The organism is Streptococcus pluranimalium (assembly GCF_002953735.1).
Lineage (GTDB): Bacteria > Bacillota > Bacilli > Lactobacillales > Streptococcaceae > Streptococcus > Streptococcus pluranimalium.
This window is the reverse complement of the sequence record NZ_CP025536.1, coordinates 40,001-60,707: the sequence shown is the minus strand read 5'-3', so window position 1 is coordinate 60,707 and position 20,707 is coordinate 40,001. Positions and strand designations below refer to the sequence as shown.

General features: G+C 40.4%; 15 protein-coding genes. All 15 read right to left on the bottom strand.

Features of this window, described 5'->3' with window-relative positions:
- Nucleotides 1–20 precede the first annotated feature (20 nt).
- The 15 genes from C0J00_RS00350 to C0J00_RS00285 all read right to left on the bottom strand — a co-directional run bounded on the left by C0J00_RS00350 (nt 21) and on the right by C0J00_RS00285 (nt 20,418).
- Nucleotides 21–2,870 (bottom strand): G5 domain-containing protein, encoded by a 2,850-nt coding sequence (locus C0J00_RS00350; RefSeq protein WP_104967057.1) that lies wholly within the window; start codon nt 2,868–2,870, stop codon nt 21–23.
- A 41-nt stretch (nt 2,871–2,911) separates the two neighbouring features.
- On the bottom strand, nt 2,912–3,478 hold the full coding sequence (locus C0J00_RS00345) for a TlpA family protein disulfide reductase (RefSeq protein WP_104967056.1): 567 nt from the start codon (nt 3,476–3,478) through the stop codon (nt 2,912–2,914).
- A 636-nt stretch (nt 3,479–4,114) separates the two neighbouring features.
- Nucleotides 4,115–5,662, bottom strand: coding sequence for a bifunctional phosphoribosylaminoimidazolecarboxamide formyltransferase/IMP cyclohydrolase (gene purH / locus C0J00_RS00340; RefSeq protein WP_104967055.1), 1,548 nt, complete (start codon nt 5,660–5,662; stop codon nt 4,115–4,117).
- Nucleotides 5,663–5,690: 28 nt separating this feature from the next.
- Nucleotides 5,691–5,849, bottom strand: a complete 159-nt coding sequence (locus C0J00_RS10480) for a hypothetical protein (protein WP_199773972.1) — start codon at nt 5,847–5,849, stop codon at nt 5,691–5,693.
- A gap of 6 nt (nt 5,850–5,855) precedes the next feature.
- Entirely contained in the window at nt 5,856–6,407 is a 552-nt protein-coding gene (gene purN, locus C0J00_RS00335; RefSeq protein ID WP_104967054.1) for a phosphoribosylglycinamide formyltransferase, read from the bottom strand.
- Nucleotides 6,404–7,423: a phosphoribosylformylglycinamidine cyclo-ligase gene (purM, locus tag C0J00_RS00330; protein ID WP_104967053.1), complete on the bottom strand. Its 1,020-nt coding sequence runs from the start codon at nt 7,421–7,423 to the stop codon at nt 6,404–6,406. Before purM ends, purN begins: the two co-directional genes overlap by 4 nt.
- A gap of 370 nt (nt 7,424–7,793) precedes the next feature.
- Nucleotides 7,794–9,245 carry an amidophosphoribosyltransferase gene (gene purF / locus C0J00_RS00325; RefSeq protein WP_104967052.1) on the bottom strand — a complete coding sequence of 484 codons (1,452 nt, stop codon included), beginning with the start codon at nt 9,243–9,245 and terminating at the stop codon, nt 7,794–7,796.
- Between the two features lie 13 nt (nt 9,246–9,258).
- Nucleotides 9,259–12,984 (bottom strand): phosphoribosylformylglycinamidine synthase, encoded by a 3,726-nt coding sequence (locus C0J00_RS00320; RefSeq protein ID WP_104967051.1) that lies wholly within the window; start codon nt 12,982–12,984, stop codon nt 9,259–9,261.
- Between the two features lie 165 nt (nt 12,985–13,149).
- Nucleotides 13,150–13,857: a phosphoribosylaminoimidazolesuccinocarboxamide synthase gene (gene purC / locus C0J00_RS00315; RefSeq protein ID WP_104967050.1), complete on the bottom strand. Its 708-nt coding sequence runs from the start codon at nt 13,855–13,857 to the stop codon at nt 13,150–13,152.
- Between the two features lie 183 nt (nt 13,858–14,040).
- The gene (locus tag C0J00_RS00310) at nt 14,041–14,286 is read right to left on the bottom strand and encodes a phosphopantetheine-binding protein (RefSeq protein ID WP_104967049.1); all 246 of its coding nucleotides are present in this window, start codon (nt 14,284–14,286) and stop codon (nt 14,041–14,043) included.
- Entirely contained in the window at nt 14,279–15,283 is a 1,005-nt protein-coding gene (gene plsX, locus C0J00_RS00305) for a phosphate acyltransferase PlsX (RefSeq protein WP_104967048.1), read from the bottom strand. Before plsX ends, C0J00_RS00310 begins: the two co-directional genes overlap by 8 nt.
- A gap of 108 nt (nt 15,284–15,391) precedes the next feature.
- Nucleotides 15,392–16,147, bottom strand: a complete 756-nt coding sequence (gene recO, locus C0J00_RS00300; protein WP_104967047.1) for a DNA repair protein RecO — start codon at nt 16,145–16,147, stop codon at nt 15,392–15,394.
- Complete coding sequence (locus tag C0J00_RS00295; RefSeq protein ID WP_104967046.1) at nt 16,140–17,312, bottom strand: pyridoxal phosphate-dependent aminotransferase; 1,173 nt, start codon at nt 17,310–17,312, stop codon at nt 16,140–16,142. The genes recO and C0J00_RS00295 overlap by 8 nt, the downstream gene beginning before the upstream one ends.
- Before the next feature lie 624 nt (nt 17,313–17,936).
- Entirely contained in the window at nt 17,937–18,905 is a 969-nt protein-coding gene (locus C0J00_RS00290) for a ribose-phosphate diphosphokinase (RefSeq protein ID WP_104968788.1), read from the bottom strand.
- A 130-nt stretch (nt 18,906–19,035) separates the two neighbouring features.
- Nucleotides 19,036–20,418 carry a CHAP domain-containing protein gene (locus C0J00_RS00285; protein ID WP_104967045.1) on the bottom strand — a complete coding sequence of 461 codons (1,383 nt, stop codon included), beginning with the start codon at nt 20,416–20,418 and terminating at the stop codon, nt 19,036–19,038.
- Nucleotides 20,419–20,707 lie beyond the last annotated feature (289 nt).

The following is a 20,707-nucleotide window of genomic DNA, read 5'->3' as shown; positions in this document are numbered from 1 at the left end:
ACTTATTTCTCTTTTTTACTTTAATTTTTCGGTTTCTTTTTACCTAGAGTAAAGATAGCCGTTACCATTCCTAATAAAGCAATTCCTACCATAGTTAGCATAGACTGTTGTTCACCTGTCTTAGGCAATTCTTTCTTAACAATTGTAGTTTTAATCACTTTTGTCAATTGTGATGTCACAATAGGATTGGTAGTTGTCGCCACATTCGTAGAACTTTGGTTAGTAGTTTCATCACTTGATGACACAGCTTTGGTTCCAACTTCAATGATTTCAGCAACTGGGGCTACTGATTCATCTGAAACTACCACGCGACTTGTTTCAATTCCATCAACAGTTATTACACGATAGGTAATGGTGCGAGCACCATCTTTCCCTGCTTGGATAACACGTGTTTCACCTTTTGGTAAGTCTGGGTTCTCACGTTTTTCTGTTGTAAAGCCGATTGCTTCTGTAACCATCTCTTCTGTAACTACAGGAGTTCCAGCGATATCTTTTGTACCAACTTCAATGATTTCAACAACAGCTGGGGATGTCTCATCTGATAAGACGACACGACCAGTCTCAATACCATCGACAGTTGTTACACGATAGGTAATCGTACGAGCACCATCTTTTCCTGCTTGGATAACACGTGTTTCACCTTTTGGTAAGTCTGGATTCTCGCGTTTTTCTGTTGTAAAGCCGATTGTTTCTGTCTCTGTCTCTTCTTTAATCTCAGGTACAGAAATAGGTGTTAATTTTTTAAGACCTACACGATAAACAGCAGCTGTTCCTGGGGTTTCCTCAACAACTGGCTCGTTAGCTGTTACAAGACCTGTTGCTGGGTCTAAGCTGTAAGTTGTCGTTGTTGTTCGACTACCATCAACCGCTGGGGTCTTAAGTTCACGCTTACCTTCTTCTAAAGTAGGATCTTCTTCCTCAATATCAGCAGGAGCAGGAAGCGCCTCTGTTACAACTGTTGGTTTTGTGCCTACAGTTACTTGCTTAGGCTGCATAACTTTGGTCACTACACCATCATCTTCAACACCATCTGTTGTAGTGTAAGTTCGCTCACCTACAGAACCCTCAAAAGTCACTTCTTGGCTATTAGCTTCTTTTGTTGGGTCTTCCGTGTAGACTGTTGTCACGGGAATGACTTCTGTACGTGTCGTTACAACTGGTGGCTGAGCAACTTCCTTAGTGCCCACACGGTAAACAGCAGCTGTTCCTGGGGTTTCTTCAACAACTGGCTCGTTAGCTGTTACAAGACCTGTTGCTGGGTCTAAGCTGTAAGTTGTCGTTGTTGTTCGACTACCATCAACCGCTGGGGTCTTAAGTTCACGCTTACCTTCTTCTAAAGTAGGATCTTCTTCCTCAATATCAGCAGGAGCAGGAAGCGCCTCTGTTACAACTGTTGGTTTTGTGCCTACAGTTACTTGCTTAGGCTGCATAACTTTGGTCACTACACCATCATCTTCAACACCATCTGTTGTAGTGTAAGTTCGCTCACCTACAGAACCCTCAAAAGTCACTTCTTGGCTATTAGCTTCTTTTGTTGGGTCTTCCGTGTAGACTGTTGTCACGGGAATGACTTCTGTACGTGTCGTTACAACTGGTGGCTGAGCAACTTCCTTAGTGCCCACACGGTAAACAGCAGCTGTTCCTGGGGTTTCTTCAACAACTGGCTCGTTAGCTGTTACAAGTCCTGTTGCTGGGTCTAAGCTGTAAGTTGTCGTTGTTGTTCGACTACCATCAACCGCTGGGGTCTTAAGTTCGCGTTTGCCTTCTTCTAAAGTAGGATCTTCTTCCTCAATATCAGTAGGAGCAGGAAGCGCCTCTGTTACAACTGTTGGTTTTGTGCCTACAGTTACTTGCTTAGGCTGCATAACTTTGGTCACTACACCATCATCTTCAACACCATCTGTTGTGGTATAAGTCTTCTCACCAGCTGTACCTTCAAAGGTTACTTCTTGACTATTAGCTTCTTTTGTTGGATCTGCCGTATAGACTGTTGTCACTGGAATGACTTCTGTACGTGTCGTTACAACTGGTGGTTGAGCGACTTTCTTAGTGCCCACACGATAAACAGCAGCTGTCCCTGGGGTTTCTTCTACCGTTGGCGTATTGGCTACTGCCTCACCTGTAGTAAGATTTAAAGAATAAGTAGTCGTGGTGGTTCTACTTCCTTTTGTCCCAGCTGACTTAAGTACGCGTTGCCCTTCTTCTAATTCAGAATCTTTTTCTTCGATATCTGCTGGAGCAGGGATCTCTTCTGTAACTACCGTTGGTTTTGTTCCTACTGATACACGTCTAGGTACCATTGGGGTTGTTTCAGTTCCTTGATCACGTACACCATCAGTAACAATATAAGTGATCTCACCTGGCGTTCCTTCGCTAATGACTGTTTGAGTGTTTGCTTCTGAGTTAGGATCCTCACTATAAATGGTTCCAACCGGGAAAACTTCTGTTTCTTTGGTAATAGTTGGTTGTGGGTTTGGTTCGGGATCCGCAGTTGTGTCTGTTCCATTTATTTTTGCATAAAGTGCATCAATTTGAGCAACAATATTTTTAGCTCGTGTGTAATTCATTGCTCTTAAACTGGCGAGATCGATGGTATCTAAATCTGATTTCGCAAACTCTTTAGCTTCGTCACTGTAACTCTCTTCTTCAAGCAACGCTAAAGTATCGCTATATATCGCCTCTGCATCAGTAATCTTTTTCAACTCATTTGCATCTGGAACATCTTCATCCACTGGAGGGTCTTCAGCTAAAACAACCGGTGTTCCGAGTTGTAACTTGCCATTTTGGAAGTTTGTTGATGACAAGATTGTTGATGAAAACAATGTGATTGCAGATACAACTGCAAGTTTTTTCAATTGTTTGTTGTCCATATAATCTCCTTAATAATAAATATTTAAATTCCTATTTTAGTTTATAAGAGCGATTGAATCGTCTTTTCCATTTCTTCTTGAGTTAGTGTTGAATCACCAACTTTTTGAACTTTTCCATCTGCGTCAACAAAGATCAATGTAGGAATAGTTTCAACTTTCAACTTATCTGCCGCTGCTAGATTCTCATCAAAATAGTAAGTGAAATCATATTTCTTCTCACTAACATACTTATTTGCTTTTTCTGCAGTTTCTCTTTCGCCATCTAAAGCATTTAGCATAACAAACTGAAGGTCATCTTTATATTTCCCATAAAGCTCATTAACAACTGGTAACGTTTTTTGGCAATATGGACACCAACTAGCCCACTCCATAATAAGCATCGGTTTACCTGAAAACTTAGACGAGTCAACCACTTCACCAGATATCGTTTTCATAGAAAACTCTGGCAAGTGTTGATTAACTAAAGACTCAGGTTTCTTACTTGAAGCAATTGTTTCTTTTTTATCTTCTTTAGTAGACCGTCCAGAAGTGTAGGTCATGTAGCCAAAACCAGCAATAAGAACTGCCAAAATCGACAGTAAAACAATTAGATTAGTGTACTTTTTCATAATTTCCCCCAGTTTAATATCAATGTCATTATATCACGTTTTTAATAAAAAGAAATATTTTTTTCAAAATAATTTAAAATTTTATTTTGCTATTTACAATAACACTACAAATTTTATGGATTTTCCTTATAAAGGTTTGTTTTATTATTAGGATTTGATTAATTTTTTCAAAAAACAAATAATTCTCTGCTTCTAATATCTAACCTCAATTTTAACCTTACATAACACTATCCTATTCTTGCAAAAAATAAAAGGATTATGCACCATAAAAATAAACCTTGACACCGACTTCAATACAAATATATTGTCACCAATGTCAAGATTTTTCGATTAATATTTAAACCCTTGTCACCTTCTTATTGACTCTTACTAATAATCACTTCCTATGTAATCTATTTGTTCCTTATCTCAGATGACGTTATATAAATAGGAAGAAACTCTAAAAAAAGATAATCTAAAATACTAGCAAAAACGACAAGAGCTAGCTTTTATTGTCAATCAGTCCGTTAACTTCATAGGCAATCTCTTTTGACAGCTCATTGTCATTATTTTTTTAAAATTATAGATGGTTTACTCATTTGTCAACTGCTTTAACACTATTCATTGACACATAAGAACTTTTCACTGGCCTTAACATCAGTGTCTAAAATGTCTTACGCCTGTGAAGACCATTGTGATACCGTGTTTATTAGCTGCATCAATTGAGTCTTGGTCACGAACTGAGCCACCCGGTTGGATGATAGCCTTGATCCCTGCGGCAGCGATCTCTTCGATATTGTCCGCAAATGGGAAGAAAGCATCTGAAGCCAAAACGGCACCATCAAGACGGTTTTTAGCTTGGTCAATAGCGATACGAACAGATGCCACACGGTTGGTTTGGCCCGGGCCGACACCAAGGGTCATGTGGTCATTAGCAATTAAAATTCCGTTTGATTTGACATATTTAATCGCCTTCCAAGCGAATTCAAGGGCTGTTGCTTCTTGCACAGATGGTTGACGGTCTGTCACCACTTGCCAGTCAGTTGTTTTTTCCTCGATAACATCTTGATTTTGCACCAAGAGACCACCGACAACGCCTGTGTATTCTGCTTCGACTTCACTCTGGTCTTGCGCATCAAATGGCAACTCTAAGATACGAAGGTTTTTCTTTTTATTGGTCAAAATAGCTAGCGCTTCGTCAGAATAAGACGGTGCGATGATGATTTCAAGGAAGATAGGGTGCATCTTCTCAGCTGTCGCAGCATCCACTTCACGGTTAAGGACCACAATTCCACCGAATATAGAGACAGAATCAGCTTCATAAGCGTAGTCCCAAGCTGTTTCAATATCATCAGCCTGCCCGATGCCGCATGGGTTTATGTGTTTAAGCGCCACAACGGTCGGACGGTCTTTGAAATCACGGATGATACGGATAGCTGCATCAGCATCGCGAATATTATTGAAAGATAACTCTTTACCATTAAGCTGTTTAGCGGAAGCGATAGAGTAATCTGTTGGAATGGCTTTTTGGTAGAAATCCGCATCCTGCTGAGGGTTTTCCCCATAACGCATGGCTTGTTTGAGGTCGTAAGTTAGCGTAAGTTTTTCTGGTTTTTCTTCGCCAACTTGGGCGGTGAAGTATTCCGCAATCAGAGCATCATAGGCTGCTGTATGACGAAAAACTTTAGCTGCCAAAGCTTGACGCGTTTCGTAAGAGGTATCACCAGCTGCTTTGAATTCTTCCAAAACAGTCGCATAGTCCGCTGGGTCCACCACAACTGTAACACTAGCATGGTTTTTCGCAGCCGAACGAAGCATAGAAGGGCCTCCGATATCGATGTTTTCCACCGCTAAATCATAGGTCACATCTAGACGCAAAATCGTCTCTTTGAAGGGATAGAGGTTAACCACTACCATATCGATGAGCTCGATGTTGTTGTCTTTGGCTGCATCCAAGTGACTGTCAAGATCACGACGAGCCAAAAGTCCGCCATGAATATTAGGATGAAGAGTCTTGACACGACCATCCATCATTTCTGGAAAACCAGTTACATCGTCGATAGCAATGGTTGTGATGCCAGCCGCATCAAGTGTTGTCTTAGTCCCACCTGTTGAGATAATCTCCCAACCAAGACTTGTCAATTCTTGGGCAAATTCCACAATGCCCGCTTTATCAGATACCGAGATTAACGCTCGTTTTGTCATGATTTCTCCTTATTTTTCGTTTTTAACCTTATTTTACCCGAGTCACACTAAAACCTGAAACAATCAAGGCAATCCCATAAGCAAGGGTCAGACGTACAGGATTGTCTAGCTTTACCAAAATGATAGAATTGATGAGAAAAGTTACTAATACAAAAATGATGATAAATAACACAATTTTCTTTAACATGTTTTTCTACCTTTCTGTTACTCCCAACTCTTTCAAGACCTGAGGATAGAGTTTGTATTCTGCTTCGTGAATGCGGGTTTCAAAGGTTTCGATGGTGTCAGTTTCCAATCGTGGCACCCGCACTTGATGGATAATTTTTCCAGTGTCAACACCTGAATCCACATAATGAATGGTCACGCCAGACTCTGCCACACCAGCATCCCAAGCATCTTGAATGCCATGTGCACCAGGAAACTCTGACAAGTAAGCCGGATGGATGTTGATGATGCGCCCCTCGTAAGCTGCTAGTAAAGTCGGTCCCACGATTTTCATGTAGCCTGCCAAGCAGACCAAGTCAATCTGATGTTCATCTAACAAGTCGACAAGCGCTTTTTCATAGGCCGCTTTATTATCAAACTCTTTCAACTCAAAAGCATAGCTTGCGACGTCTAGATTTTGAGCGCGTTCTAGCACATAAGCATCGCGATGGTCTGAAAAGACAAATACCACTGGAAAATTCTCGGCAATGACTTGAAAGTTAGAGCCAGAACCACTGGCAAAAACGGCTATTCTTTTCATTTGATGACCACACTCTGATTTTGTTTTTTGACGATACGGCCCAGATCGTACACCTCTTCGTCTACCAAAGCTTTGACCTTATCGATATTTTCAGGCCTAACAGCCATCATGAGACCAATTCCCATGTTGAAGATTTCAAACATTTCCTCATGTTTGATGTCGCCATATTTTTCCAAAGCTTTGAAAATTGGCAAGACAGGAAGTTTATTTTCCTCAATGTCTGCTGCCAAATCATCTGCAAACATACGTGGAACATTTTCAACAAAGCCACCACCAGTGATGTGGGCAATCCCATTGACAAGATTTTCTTTGACCAATGGCAAAACTTGTTTGACATAGATACGGGTTGGCTCAAGAAGGGCTTCTTTGAGTTTTTTACCTTCTAATTCTGGTAATTCTTCCTCACCTGTGTAGTCAGCAAAGACGCGACGTACCAAGGAATAACCATTGGAATGAATTCCGCTTGATGCGAGCCCTAAGAGAACATCTCCCTCCGCAACTTTTGACCCATCAAGAATTTGAGATTTCTCCGCAATACCAACCGCAAAACCGGCTAAATCATAGTCGTCTTCGCCGTACATGCCAGGCATTTCAGCAGTTTCACCACCGATAAGAGCAGCACCTGCTTGAACACAACCTTCTGCAACACCGGCAACAACTTGCTCCAACTTAGCCGGTTCATTTTTTCCTGTCGCGATATAGTCAAGGAAGTAAAGGGGTTCAGCACCTGCTGCAATGATATCATTGACACACATAGCCACACAGTCCTGACCAATGGTATCGTGCTTGTCATACTTGATAGCTAGCATGAGCTTGGTGCCGACACCATCTGTTCCTGAAATAAGAACGGGCTCTTTGACACCTGTTTGACTCAAATCAAACATGCCACCAAAGCCACCAAGAGCTCCCATTACACCTGCACGTTCTGTACGCGCCACATGTTTTTTGATACGTTCAACGACTTCATAACCAGCTTCGACGTCCACACCTGATTGTGCATAAGCATTTTTAGACATAGTATATTTCCTTATCTTATTATTAATTTATTTCGTTTAGAGAGTGCGCCAATATTTCCGACAAGACCTATTCTTGAAGGAAAATACCTAGTCAGACTCTTTAAAAATCAAAACTAAACGTCGTTGACTTGCCTTGATGAACACCAGTTCTATCTACGATTTCATCGTCTAGTCTATTTTTGATTTTTGTTGAGTATCAGGTCTCTAGCTTTTATCTACTAGGGCAAAACGTCTACTGATAATGCTTTAGCTTTTCGTCAGTAATGAAACGTAGAGCGTAAACATTCATGTTTTCTGTCATCTTTTTCTCCTATCTGTTCTTGACAATGCTGTCAACCTTGTCACTTTTCTGTCACTGACTGACAATCCTTTACTTGACCTTCTCAATATAAAAGCTTGTCTGCTCTTCCAAACTACGTAAATATTCTTCTTCGTAATCGTAAAGGGGCGTTGGGTATTTACCATCAAAATAAGCTACACAGAGACCGCCATTAGGAGCATCTGTTTCTAATCCGATGGATTCAATCATTCCATCCAATGAGAGGTAGGTTAGACTATCGGCACCAATAATGTCGCAAACTTCCTCAGCTGAATGATTGGCTGAAATCAGCTCCCGACGGGTTTGAATATCAATGCCATAGAAACATGGATACTTAAGTTCAGGACTACCAATAGCTACATGCACTTCCTTAGCTCCTGCTTCACGAAGTAATTGGACAATACGGCGAGAAGTTGTTCCGCGCACAATCGAATCATCAATCATCACCACGCGCTTATCCTTGACAACACCAGAAACCGCTGAGAGCTTCATGCGAACACCTTGCTCACGCAGCTCCTGAGTAGGTTGGATAAAGGTTCGTTGGGTATATTGATTTTTGACCAAACCCATCTCGTTGGGTAAACCAGATTCTTCAGCGAAGCCCATAGCAGCACTAAGTGAGGAATTTGGCACTCCAACAACAATATCAGCCTCATACTTGAATTCTTGCGCCAGCCTTTTCCCCATATTCTTACGAGCAGTATGGACATTGACACCGCGAATGGTTGAGTCAGGACGAGCAAAGTAGACATACTCCATCGAACAGATCGCTAGCTGAGTGTCATCTGTATAGGTATCGTAGTGAATACCCTCATCATCAATGACAATCACTTCACCAGGCTCGACATCACGTACCCACTTAGCACCAACCACTTCAAAGGCACAGGTTTCTGAGGAAATAACCCAGGCACCATTTTGCATTTGACCAATAGAAAGTGGACGAAAGGCATTGGGGTCAAGCGCTGCAATCAGACGATCTTCCGTCAGCAAGAGATAGGCAAAACCACCTTTAACAGTAGAGAGAGCTTCCTTAACCTTACCCATAAAGCTTGGATTATGACTGCGACGAATGAGATGCATGAGGATTTCAGTATCCGAAGACGCGTTAAAAATAGCCCCTTGTTTTTCCAATTCTTTTCGAAGTGAAATAGCATTGGTCAAATTCCCATTATGGCAAAGACCAAATTGCCCATCATGAAATTTGTATAAGAAAGGTTGGATATTACGGATGTCAGCTGAACCGGCCGTTGCATAGCGCACGTGACCGATAGCTGCATTTCCTGTTAAACCTTCCAAATCGGCAGGATTTTTAAATACTTCCGACAAAAGACCTGTGTCACGATGTCCTTTTAAAGTGCCATTATCATTAGACACAATCCCTGCCCCTTCTTGACCACGGTGTTGAAGACTGTGAAGCCCGAAGTAAGTGACTTGAGAAGCTTGAGAGTGACCCCAAATTCCAAAAACACCACATTCTTCATTGAGAGATTTTGTTTCGTACATGTTCGTTACCTAATTATTTTCCTGTAAAATAGCCAACCGCTGCTGCAAAAAGACCTTGATCTTTATTGCCAGGGATATTTTGGAAAAGCCCATCTTCCCAGCGCTCAGAGTGACCCATCTTACCGATGATTTGACCATTTTGACTTGTAATACCTTCAATGGCGTGAAGCGAACCATTCGGATTGTACTTACTATCCATGCTTGGTTTACCATCAAAGTCCACATATTGACTCCAGATTTGACCATTGTCACGGAGCTCTGCAAATTCCTCATCTGACACGACGAACTTCCCTTCACCGTGTGATACTGGAATCGCGTGCACATCGCCGACAGCTACGTTAGCCAACCATGGTGAGTTGGTATTAGCGATACGTGTTTCGACCATTTTGGCCACGTGTTGATTGGCGTCATTGTAGAAAAGGGTTGGGCTTGATGCATGAGCCTCCTCGAAGTTACCATATGGAAGCAAGCCAGATTTAACCAAGGCTTGGAATCCATTACAGATACCGATGATGAGACCACCCTTTTCAATAAAGCTGTCAATCGCAGAGCGAACTTTTTGATTGAGCAAGATATTGACGATAAATTTAGCTGAACCATCTGGTTCATCTGCAGCTGAGAAACCACCTGCAAAGAAGATGATATTAGACTTGCTAATATTGTCAACCATAGTGTCAACCGCTTTGACAATCGCTGCTTCATCCAAAGTCACAAATGGTACCAAGTTTACTTTGGCACCAGCTTGTTCAAAAGCCTTAGCAGAGTCATATTCAGAGTTAGTACCAGGGAAGACTGGGATGTAAACCAAAGGCTGTTCAACAGTTTCTTTAGCTTTAGCGACAGTTTCTGTCACTACTTCCGGTACGGCTTCCATCTTCGTTTCTTGCTCAAAGGTTGTTGGGTAAACCTTTTCTAATTGACCTTCAAAGGCTGTTAGAAGAGCGTGTCCATCCATCTTGACACCATTGACAAGAAGCGTAAACTCATCGCTAGTTTCACCAATTTTGATAGCGTCAGCAATCTCATCTTGTGACGTAAAGATAAAACCACCCAATTGACCTGTCAAGCTATTGTCAAGCTCTGATATGTCTATAAAAGCACCGATACGGTTGCCAAAAGTTGCCAATGCCAAACTTTCAACCAGACCACCGTATTTGACAGCTGATGCCGACGTGATGACATGTTTATCTTGGATAGCAGCAAAGGTTTCAAAGTTTGATTTAATCAAGTCAAAGTCAATATCTTGGCTAAGGGCTTGTCCTGGGAGATAGTAGATATGTTCACCCGCGACTTTAAACTCTGGTGAGAGTACCTTGCGACTGTCTACTGTCGTTACCCCAAAGGCCACCAAGGTTGGCGGAACAGTTAATTCTTCAAAAGTTCCAGACATAGAGTCTTTACCGCCGATAGATGGCAAACCAAGTTGAAGTTGCGCTTCTACTGAACCCAGCAAGGCAGCAACTGGTTGACCAAAACGCTCAGCTTGCTTGTCCATACGTTGGAAGTATTCTTGATAAGAGAAACGGGCTTTAGACCAGTTGGCACCCGCAGCAACCAAACGAGCTGTCGCTTCAATCACCGCATAAGCAGCACCGTGGTATGGAGACCATTCTGCTAGATAGGGATGGTAACCTTGCGCCATGACAGAAGCTGTATGCGTCACCCCATCTTGGACTGGCAATTTTTGAACAGAAGCTTCAGTCGGCGTCAATTGGTAACGACCTCCAAGAGGATGGTTAACTGTTGAACGACCAACAGAAGAATCAAAAATCGTTTGCAAGCCTTTTTGAGAGGCATGGTTTAAATCAGCAAGAACAGCTTGTGTGTCTTTCTCAAGGGTCTCAGCTGACGTTTGACATGCTTCTGGCAATGCAACAGCACTGTCAACGACTTTGGCATCAACCACCACGCGTACACCATTGGTATCAAGGAATGAACGCTCGATATTGACAATGGTTTGACCATTCCAAGTCATGACTAGATTAGCTTTTTCAGTAACTGTCGCTACCACTACCGCATCTATATTTTCTTTGTTGGCTTCTGCCACAAAGGCATCCACATCTTTAGGACGAACAACAACAGCCATGCGTTCTTGTGATTCTGAAATGGCAATTTCAGTTCCGTTAAGTCCTTGGTATTTGAGAGGAATCTTGTCCAAATCAATTTCAAGACCGTCAGCTAATTCTCCGATAGCAACACAAACGCCACCGGCTCCAAAGTCATTAGATTTTTTGATGAGACGTGTCACATGACCATTGCGAAAAAGACGTTGAATTTTACGTTCTTCAATGGCATTCCCTTTTTGAACTTCTGCACCAGCAGTTTCAACGGATTCTACTGTCTGAACTTTAGAAGAACCTGTTGCACCACCGACACCATCACGACCGGTTTTCCCACCAAGGAGAATAACCACATCGCCTGCTTCTGGTTTTTCACGGATTATATTTTCCTTAGGAGCCGCACCGACAACCGCACCGAGCTCCATGCGTTTAGCAACAAATCCAGGGTGGAAATATTCTTTCACATAAGTGGTTGCTAGACCGATTTGGTTTCCGTAAGAAGAATAACCATGGGCAGCTGTTTTTGAAATCACTTGTTGTGGCAATTTACCAGCACGCGTTTGGTCGATTGGTGCTGTGATATCACCTGCACCAGAAATACGCATTGCTTGGTAGACAAAAGAACGCCCTGACAATGGGTCACGAATGGCACCACCGATACAAGTCGCCGCCCCACCAAATGGTTCAATTTCGGTCGGATGGTTATGGGTTTCGTTTTTAAACATGAGAAGCCATGGTTCTTTAACACCATTGACATCTACTTCAATTTCAACTGAGCAAGCATTGATTTCATCCGATAGTTCCATATCATCCAAACGACCATTAGCACGCTCATAGCGACCGAAAATGGTTGCCATATCCATCAGTGTTTGTGGTTTTTCTGAACGCCCCAACTCATCTCGCATAGCTACATATTTATCATAAGTCGCCTGTAATTGTTTTTGGAATTTTGATGCTGAAAAATCGATGTTTTTCAATTCAGTCTCGAAAGTCGTGTGACGGCAGTGATCTGACCAGTAGGTATCCAATACCTTCAATTCTGTTTCAGTCGGCACGCGCCCGATAGATTTAAAGTAATCTTGGATAAAAAGCAAATCATCCACTTCCATGGCCAAACCTTGCTCTGCCTTGTAAGCTGTAAATTCTTCTGCCCCATAAGTTTCAAAGAAATCAAGGTTAGGAATGGTCTTGTCTGATTCTGAGAAAGAATGGCGTTCAATCCCTGTTTCAATCGCTTTAAAACGAGAATCAACTGGATTAAGCAAATAGTTTTTAACAGCATCCAATTCAGCGCTGTCAATATCTTGGTTGACCAAGTAAAGTTGAGCCGTATTAACCGTCACTTCAGAAGCAGCACCTAGTAAGAGCAAAGCTTCTTGTGAACTAGCCGCACGTTGGTCAAATTGACCAGGCAAGCTTTCAATGGCAAAGAAAGCGTACTGGTCTAAGTCAGAAACAATGGTCTCCTCTGCCAAAACAAGATCTGTCACCTGTTCAGAGAAGATATGTTTTTCAGCTGCTTCAAACAAGTTTTCTTCCAAACCAAAGACATCGTAAACCTGCACAATGCGTAAATCAGACAAGGTCTTCAATTGCAGATTGTGTTTTAATTCTTTCACTAAAGACTGAGATTTAATCCCAAAATCTTCCTTTTTCTCAACAAAAATACGTTTATCCATCACTAAGATACCAAGTCCGACAAACAAGTGACTGAAAAATAGGAGTAAGAAAGTCTAATAGACTTTCTTAGCTCGATAGCCCCAAAATTCGAAGCTATCGTTTGATATAGCCACCCAGACTATAGCCTCCTTCACTTGTCAGACGGGTGCAATTCCCTTCTTTTCTTAATCCAACTCTTTCAATTTTTCCAAAACAACTTGGTAAACACCTGTCAAACTACCAAGGTCTCTACGGAAAACATCCTTATCCATATGATTACCATCCGCATCCCAAAGACGACAGTTATCCGGCGAAAATTCATCTGCCAAGATAATATTTCCCTCAACATCCTTACCAAATTCCAACTTGAAATCAATCAATGTGAGACCAATTTTCTCAAACCAGTCTTTCAAAAGCGCATTGATACGACGTGTCTCCTCTTTAAGGTAAGCAATTTCTTCTTCTGAAGCAATATCTAAAAACTGAACATGTTCATCATTAATGAATGGATCATCCAACTCATCTTTTTTATAATAGAATTCCACAATTGGTCTATTTAAAGCTAGTCCTTCATCTACACCAAAACGTTTTGAAAAGGAACCAGCCGTCACATTACGCAAAACAACTTCCAAAGGAATAATGTCAACCTTTTTATTCAATTGTTCTCTGTCAGACACTTGTTTAATAAAATGCGTTTTGACACCTGCCGCATTCAATTTCTCGAAAATAAAAGACGAAATCTGATTATTCAATACACCCTTACCATCAATCGTCTCCTTACGAGCCCCATTGAGCATGGTTGCTTGGTCCTTATACACGGACATAATCACATTTTCGTCTTCAGTCGCGTAGATATCCTTAGCTTTTCCTGAATAAATCAGTTGCTTTTTCATTATAATATTCGCCTTTCCTATTACTTGTCTAAAGTATAACATATGAAAAATCAAATACCAAACATTTTTCAGTTATTCATAGCAAATACTTTAATATTGTGTTTAAAAAACGAACATTTTATGGTATATATGAAAAACAAATCGTTTTAAAAACCACCAGCCTTAGCTAGTGGTTTATCAAAATTATTTATTAACTTTCTTATCCAAATAAGTCAGTAAATCACTCATCCTAACCATTTGGTCAACATCTTCATCCGGAATATTAATGTTAAACTCATCTTCAAGAGCAATGACAAATTCCATCAACTCAATCGAATCAACTCCCAAGTCATCCCGTAGACTCATTTCTGGTGTAACCGGCAAATCATCCTCATGTCGTTGCTGACGAATTACTTTTACGACGGTTTCATAGATAGTTTCCTTAGTCATGATTTTCCTCCTTAGTAAATGTTTCGACCAGTTGATTAACAACATCAGTTTCTAACATAGTTCTGATTTGCTTGATAGTATAGTAAACAGCCCTCTCATCACTTGAACCATGAGATTTAACCACAGGTGCTTTTAATCCAAACAGAACAGCCCCACCAGCTGATGAATAATCCATGGTATCTTTCAATTGATACAAACTATCTTTCAAGAATAAGGCACCAATTTTAGCTTTGAAACCACCTGATTTTATTGCAGATTTCAAACTCCCCATAAGATTAATAGCCGTTCCTTCAATCGCTTTAAGAACCGCATTGCCTGTAAAACCATCTGTAACAACCACATCTGCTACACCATTCATCAAATCACGCGCTTCGACATTACCCACAAAGTGAATAGACGCCTCTTGAGTCAACAAATCATATGCTTCCTTATGAAGAGAATCACCCTTAGTTGCCTCTGTTCCATTATTCAAAAGACCGACATGAGGTTTAGCGATTCCACGAACATTCTTAGCATAAAAAGAACCCAAAATGGCATATTGTAGCAAATGAGCCGGTGTATTTTCGGCATTGGCTCCCAAATCCAACATATCAAATCCCTTACCATCTCTAGTTGGTAAAGTAGACATCAGACCAGGACGATCAACACCCTTGATACGACCAACCACAAAAAGACCCGCAGCCAGAAGAGCCCCTGTATTTCCAGCAGACATCATCGCATGGGCTTCCCCATCCTTAACAGCTCGAGCTGCTAGGACCATTGAAGCATCTTTTTTCCGACGAATAGCCTTAGCCGGCTCATCATCTGAATTTATTTTTTCATTGGTATGAACAATCGTAACACGCTCACTAGCAGTCAGATGCTCACGAATCTTTGCCTCATCACCATAAAGTTGGATCTCAATATCTGAAAAATCTTGGATAGCACGATTAACACCTTCAACAATCGCCTTAGGCGCATAATCACCACCCATAGCATCAACTGCAATACGTTTCATGATTTTACCTCATTACTTCCTTTTCTTTTGGAAAATAGCAGAGCTTTTACCTGAATGCCTTCTATTATAGCATGTTTTCCATTGATTTTCAGCCTCTCCCACAAAGTCCTATTTCATGATGTCGCCCCACTTAGCCAAATCATCGATAAATTTTTTGCTTTTCAAGTGTAAACCAACATAATCTTCATAAACAGCATCAATAAACTGTCGCAACTTAGCTTTCATATCATCCTTGAGTGAGATACTTCTTAAATCATCAAAAGAGACAGACTGAAAACGATCTAACAAGAAAGGAACATTGGGGTCAAGGTAAGAACGCTTATCATCCTTGTCATAATGCTCCGGACAAAGCAACCCTGAGTAACGAAAAGAAAAATCAAAAGGCAAACCAACACGATGACAAAAAGCACACTCATGAAAGTTTAGCTGAACACCAAAGCGCTCCAAAATTTGAATCTCAAAAATTAAGGTTAAAACTTCATAATCTAAACCTTCATCCATTAAGCTTAAGGTTTTTTCTAAAAAAGCAAATAACGGAGCATCTACCTGGTTATCTGGTATCGCTGCATCAGCTAATGCCATAATATAGGTCGCATAAGATAACTTAAATAAATCTTCATTGATAGACTGATAAGTTCTTACTTCTCTAAAATCATCAATATAAGATAGACCATTATCATTTAATTTCAGAAGAAAATCAGCCACTGTTAGCGGCTGAATAACGGCAGTTAATTTAGATTTTCCTGCATGCTTCACAAAAAACATCCGTTTGCCATCAGTTTCAGTAAAAATTTTAACCAATTTATCTGATTCACGAAAATCTCGGTTATATAGGACGATTCCTCTAGCATCCTTACTAATCATTACTTGTCATAAATTCCTTCAAACGTTTCATTGCTTCTTGAATAACGGCCATACTTGCTGCGTAAGAAATGCGTAAATAGCCTTCACCATAAGGACCAAAAGCAATTCCTGGGATTAACGCAACAGCTTTTTCATGAGCCAGTTTTTCAAGAAAAGCATAAGAGTCTTTACCAGCTTCACCAGGAATTTTTGCCCAAATATAGAAAGCTCCGTCAGGACTGACAACATCAAACCCAAGCTCTGTTAAAGCAGTCGCAATAACATCACGACGCTTACGATACTCATCACGCATCGGTAGAGCGTCATCTTTACCATTTGTCAAAGCCTCTAGAGCAGCGTACTGAGTGATAGTTGTTGCTGAAGTTACTAAATACTGATGACTTTTAACTAATTGAGCGCACAATATCTTATTAGCAAAAATAAAACCTAAACGCCATCCCGTCATCGCATGAGACTTAGAGAGACCATTGATGACAATTGTTTGCTCTGGAAGATACTCTCCAATTGATACATGACCTTCTTCTGTATAAGTGATCTCTGAGTAAACCTCATCCGAAATCACATAGATAGGATACTTGCGAATCACAGCAGCTAGAGCTTTGATTTGTTCACGTGTATAAACAACGCCTGTTGGATTGGCTGGGGAATTAAGAACAACAACCTTCAACTTATCTCCTTGCGCAATAATGGCTTCTTCAAGAGCCTCAGGGCTCAAAACAAAGTCCGTTTTAGATGTATCTAATTCAATAAAGTCTCCACCGTACATTTTTGTAAGAGCTTCATAGATAGGAAAACCAGGACCAGGAAATAACACACTATCACCTGGCTCTAAAATAGCTGCAAGACTAGCTGAAATAGCCTCAGTAGCACCAATCGTTGTTAAAATTTCCGATTCTGGATCATAAGTTAAATTGTATTTTTCTTTAACAAAATTAGCTGCTGCTTGACGAAGCTCTAAAAGACCAGCCATTCCAGTATAGTAACTCTTATCTTCATCTATAGCTCTCTTTGCAGCCTCTTTAACATGTTGAGGAGTCGGGAAATCGGGCTCGCCCAAAGTCATTCGAAGCATCCCAGGAATTCCTGAAATGGATTGATCAAATTGACGAATCAAAGAAATCTCCAGCTTATCTAAATTATGATTATAGCGTTGACTAACATCCATTGTTCGACTCCTTTTTGAATATAATACTATTATTATACAAAAAATTCTGAAATATTGCACAGTCTCCATGAAGAAAAATCATCATATAAAAAGAATAGTTAATGCTCAAAGTAAGTCCTAGTTTTCTCCTAAATCTAGAAGTTCGTCCGAGACGAGAAAATAAGATGGAACTTAATCTGGGAAAAATTTAGTACTTAATAATGAAAAACAAACACCTAACTCTATCAAATCATACCAATATTCAAGTAGGAATTGAACAAAGAAATACAGCCTACCCAATTGCTACCAAGATTAGTAAAGACCCTTCCACAGTCTTTAAAAGGTCATGAGGCATCTCACCATCTAAGAAACAAGTGTCAACTTCCAACTATACTACTTGTCCCCTTCTAAAGCCCTCTATGTTTGTAACAATTCCCCCTAAAAAGAGTTTGATCCATCTGAAATTCCAACTACCTGGTACTTACTTTGAGACTCCATCAGTTCCAGTACCTTCAGTAGCCCTCAAAATAAGGATCTCAGCAATTTTGTCCCCAACCTTATCTGGACCTATGACTAATAGACCTTACTTTGAAACATTAGCATATAAAAAAGGATCTCATTAAAAGACCCTTCTATATAATCAATTTATTTTTTAGTTGATAATTCAAATAATGGGGATAAAGGACGTTTTTCATGAATACGAACAATAGCATCACCAATCAATTCAGCAATAGAAATTTGTTCAATCTTATCAATCAGACGTTCTTCAGAAAGATAGATAGTATCTAAAACAACTAATTTTTCAATAGCTGAATTTTGAATATTATCTAAGGCAGGTCCTGACAAAACTGGATGTGTACATGAGGCATATACGCAGGTAGCCCCTGCCTCTGCTAAAGCATCTGCTGCATGGCAAATGGTACCAGCCGTATCAATCATGTCATCAATCAAAATACAAGTCTTTCCTTCAACATTACCAATAATGTTCATTACTTCACTCGTATTCATCTTATCAACACTACGACGCTTATCAATAATAGCAATAGGGGTATGCAAGAATTGTGCTAACTTACGCGCACGTGTAACACCACCGTGATCTGGACTAACAACAACAACATCATCTCCTACTAGACCATGACGATCAAAGTAATCGGCAATAAGAGGAGCTCCCATTAAATGATCAACAGGAATATCAAAAAAACCTTGAATTTGTGCTGCATGAAGATCTACCGTTAATAAACGATCCACACCAGCAACCTCTAACATGTCTGCAACTAATTTTGAAGTGATAGGCTCACGTGAACGTGCTTTACGATCCTGACGAGCGTAACCATAATACGGCATAACAACATTAATTGTCTCAGCACTAGCTCTTTTTAAAGCGTCCACCATAATCAAAATTTCCATTAAATTATCATTGACCGGTGAGCTCGTTGATTGCAAAATAAAAACATGATGTCCGCGAATTGATTCTTCAATATTGACTTGAATCTCACCATCAGAAAACTGACGGACAGTTGATTTTCCAAGACTAATGCCAATATTTTCAGCAACTTTTTCTGCTAATTCTTTGTTTGATGACAATGCAAACAACTTTAAATTAGAATAAGACATGATTTCCTCCATCTATTTAGTCCTTCCTTATTCTACCGTTTTTAAGGCTTTTTTTCAAACAATATTATAAATAATTCATTCCTTCTAACCTAAAGCACAAAAAAAGAGGAACATAGTCCTCTTATAAATTTTATCTTGGGTAGATATATACGGCAGCACCTTGATAAGTTGCCGTAGGGTTAAACCAACCACGATGGTTTCCAATTGATTGAATACCATTATAATTAGCTTCCATAACTTGAATACGAGTTGAACTTTCAACCGCAACAACTACTGCAACATGACCATAACCGCCATCGTTCCAAACAGCAATTGAACCTACAGTTGGAGTTGATCCTACTGAGAAACCTGCTGCTGCTGCTGAAGCTGCCCATTGTCCACCATTACCCCAGTTATTTCCAGCCCAAGGAGCGAGTGATTTAGCGCCCCAAGTACACTGACCTACAGGGTAAGTATTGCCGGCGGTATTAACCGTTGGCATTACAGAAGAAGCTCGGCGTGTTGAAGCTGGTGATACTGCTGGTGCAGGAGCAGCTGCTTGGGTAGCAGCTGGAGCTTGTGGTTGAACCACATTACGAGGGGCAACTGAAGCAACCTGTGATGCTGGTGTCGCAACTTGAGAAGGGGCAACTGAAGCAACTTCCGAAGTTTGTTGTGCTTCAACAGCTGCAGTACTTGCTGATACAGCAGCAACTGACTCAGAAGCCGCAACACTTGCACTTACTGATGCTGCTACTTCCGAAGCTACTGCTGAAGCTGAGGCTGCTGCTTCGACAATTGATGTAGATTCTGAAGCTGAAACTGAAGCCGCCACTGATTGAGAGGTAGAAACTGAAGCTGCTACTGATTCTGCTGTTGATTTCTCAGCTACAAGAGATGATTTTTCACCTTCAACAGTCGCTAATTCAACAGCAAGAGTTGCTTGGGCAGCCTTCAATTCAGCTTGTTGTGTTTCTAATGTTGATTTATTAGCAGCAAGAGTTGCTTGATTGGCTGCAATCGTGTTGATAGCTGCTTGATTTTCTTTTTGCTTTTCAGCAAGAGCAGCCTTATCAGACTCTTGTTTTTCTAACATTGTATGGTTAGCCGAAACCACTTCTCGGATAGCAACTACTTTACTAATTGCTTCTGAGATTGACTTAGAATTAACAACTGTATTGATATAATTTGTTGCCGTATTTTGTTTCTGAGCACTACGAGCTTGTTTCTTCAACGATTCACTGCGCGCAACAATTTTCTCAGATAAAGTTTGAATTTCAGTAGATAAAGTCGCAGACTTCTCTTTTAAAGCAACATTTTGAGCTTCTAAATCTGCTTGTTGTGCTGATAATGTACCTACTTGAGTTTGAATAGATTCAACTTCTGACTGCGCAGCAGCTTGCTGACTAGTCAAATTAGTAATAGCATTATCCTTAGCTGCAATCTTTGTATCATAGTCTTCTGCATTTACAGATACAGTTGCTCCAAGCGTAGCACCGCTCAATAGAACAGCTGATAAAATTCTTTTTTTCATGATTAAAACTACTCCTATGTAATTAAGACAAATAACATTGTACCAAAAAAAAAGTGTTAATATATTACGTGAGTGTTACAGTTTTATTGAAATAGCAAGGCTATTTATCAAAAATAGTGAAAAATACAGTTATTGTCTAAAAAAACTAATATTAAAGGCTAAAATGCACTATTATACAAACTAAAAGCAAAGATGATACCCCATTAAAAAAAGATTTTAAAGACCTCGTTTGTAACACTAATCTAGATGGAAACAAGTCATCTAGGTAAGTCAGATAACCGACTCATTT

Coding starts and splice junctions, on each gene's coding strand:
- recO (WP_104967047.1), bottom strand. CDS start 16,147: ATGATTAGTAAGGATGCTAGAGGAATCGTCCTATATAACCGAGATTTT.
- C0J00_RS00285 (WP_104967045.1), bottom strand. CDS start 20,418: ATGAAAAAAAGAATTTTATCAGCTGTTCTATTGAGCGGTGCTACGCTT.
- C0J00_RS00350 (WP_104967057.1), bottom strand. CDS start 2,870: ATGGACAACAAACAATTGAAAAAACTTGCAGTTGTATCTGCAATCACA.
- purH (WP_104967055.1), bottom strand. CDS start 5,662: ATGACAAAACGAGCGTTAATCTCGGTATCTGATAAAGCGGGCATTGTG.
- C0J00_RS00295 (WP_104967046.1), bottom strand. CDS start 17,312: ATGGATGTTAGTCAACGCTATAATCATAATTTAGATAAGCTGGAGATT.
- plsX (WP_104967048.1), bottom strand. CDS start 15,283: ATGAAACGTATTGCAGTTGATGCTATGGGTGGTGATTATGCGCCTAAG.
- purF (WP_104967052.1), bottom strand. CDS start 9,245: ATGTACGAAACAAAATCTCTCAATGAAGAATGTGGTGTTTTTGGAATT.
- purC (WP_104967050.1), bottom strand. CDS start 13,857: ATGAAAAAGCAACTGATTTATTCAGGAAAAGCTAAGGATATCTACGCG.
- C0J00_RS10480 (WP_199773972.1), bottom strand. CDS start 5,849: ATGTTAAAGAAAATTGTGTTATTTATCATCATTTTTGTATTAGTAACT.
- C0J00_RS00290 (WP_104968788.1), bottom strand. CDS start 18,905: ATGTCTTATTCTAATTTAAAGTTGTTTGCATTGTCATCAAACAAAGAA.
- purM (WP_104967053.1), bottom strand. CDS start 7,423: ATGTCTAAAAATGCTTATGCACAATCAGGTGTGGACGTCGAAGCTGGT.
- C0J00_RS00320 (WP_104967051.1), bottom strand. CDS start 12,984: ATGGATAAACGTATTTTTGTTGAGAAAAAGGAAGATTTTGGGATTAAA.
- purN (WP_104967054.1), bottom strand. CDS start 6,407: ATGAAAAGAATAGCCGTTTTTGCCAGTGGTTCTGGCTCTAACTTTCAA.
- C0J00_RS00310 (WP_104967049.1), bottom strand. CDS start 14,286: ATGACTAAGGAAACTATCTATGAAACCGTCGTAAAAGTAATTCGTCAG.
- C0J00_RS00345 (WP_104967056.1), bottom strand. CDS start 3,478: ATGAAAAAGTACACTAATCTAATTGTTTTACTGTCGATTTTGGCAGTT.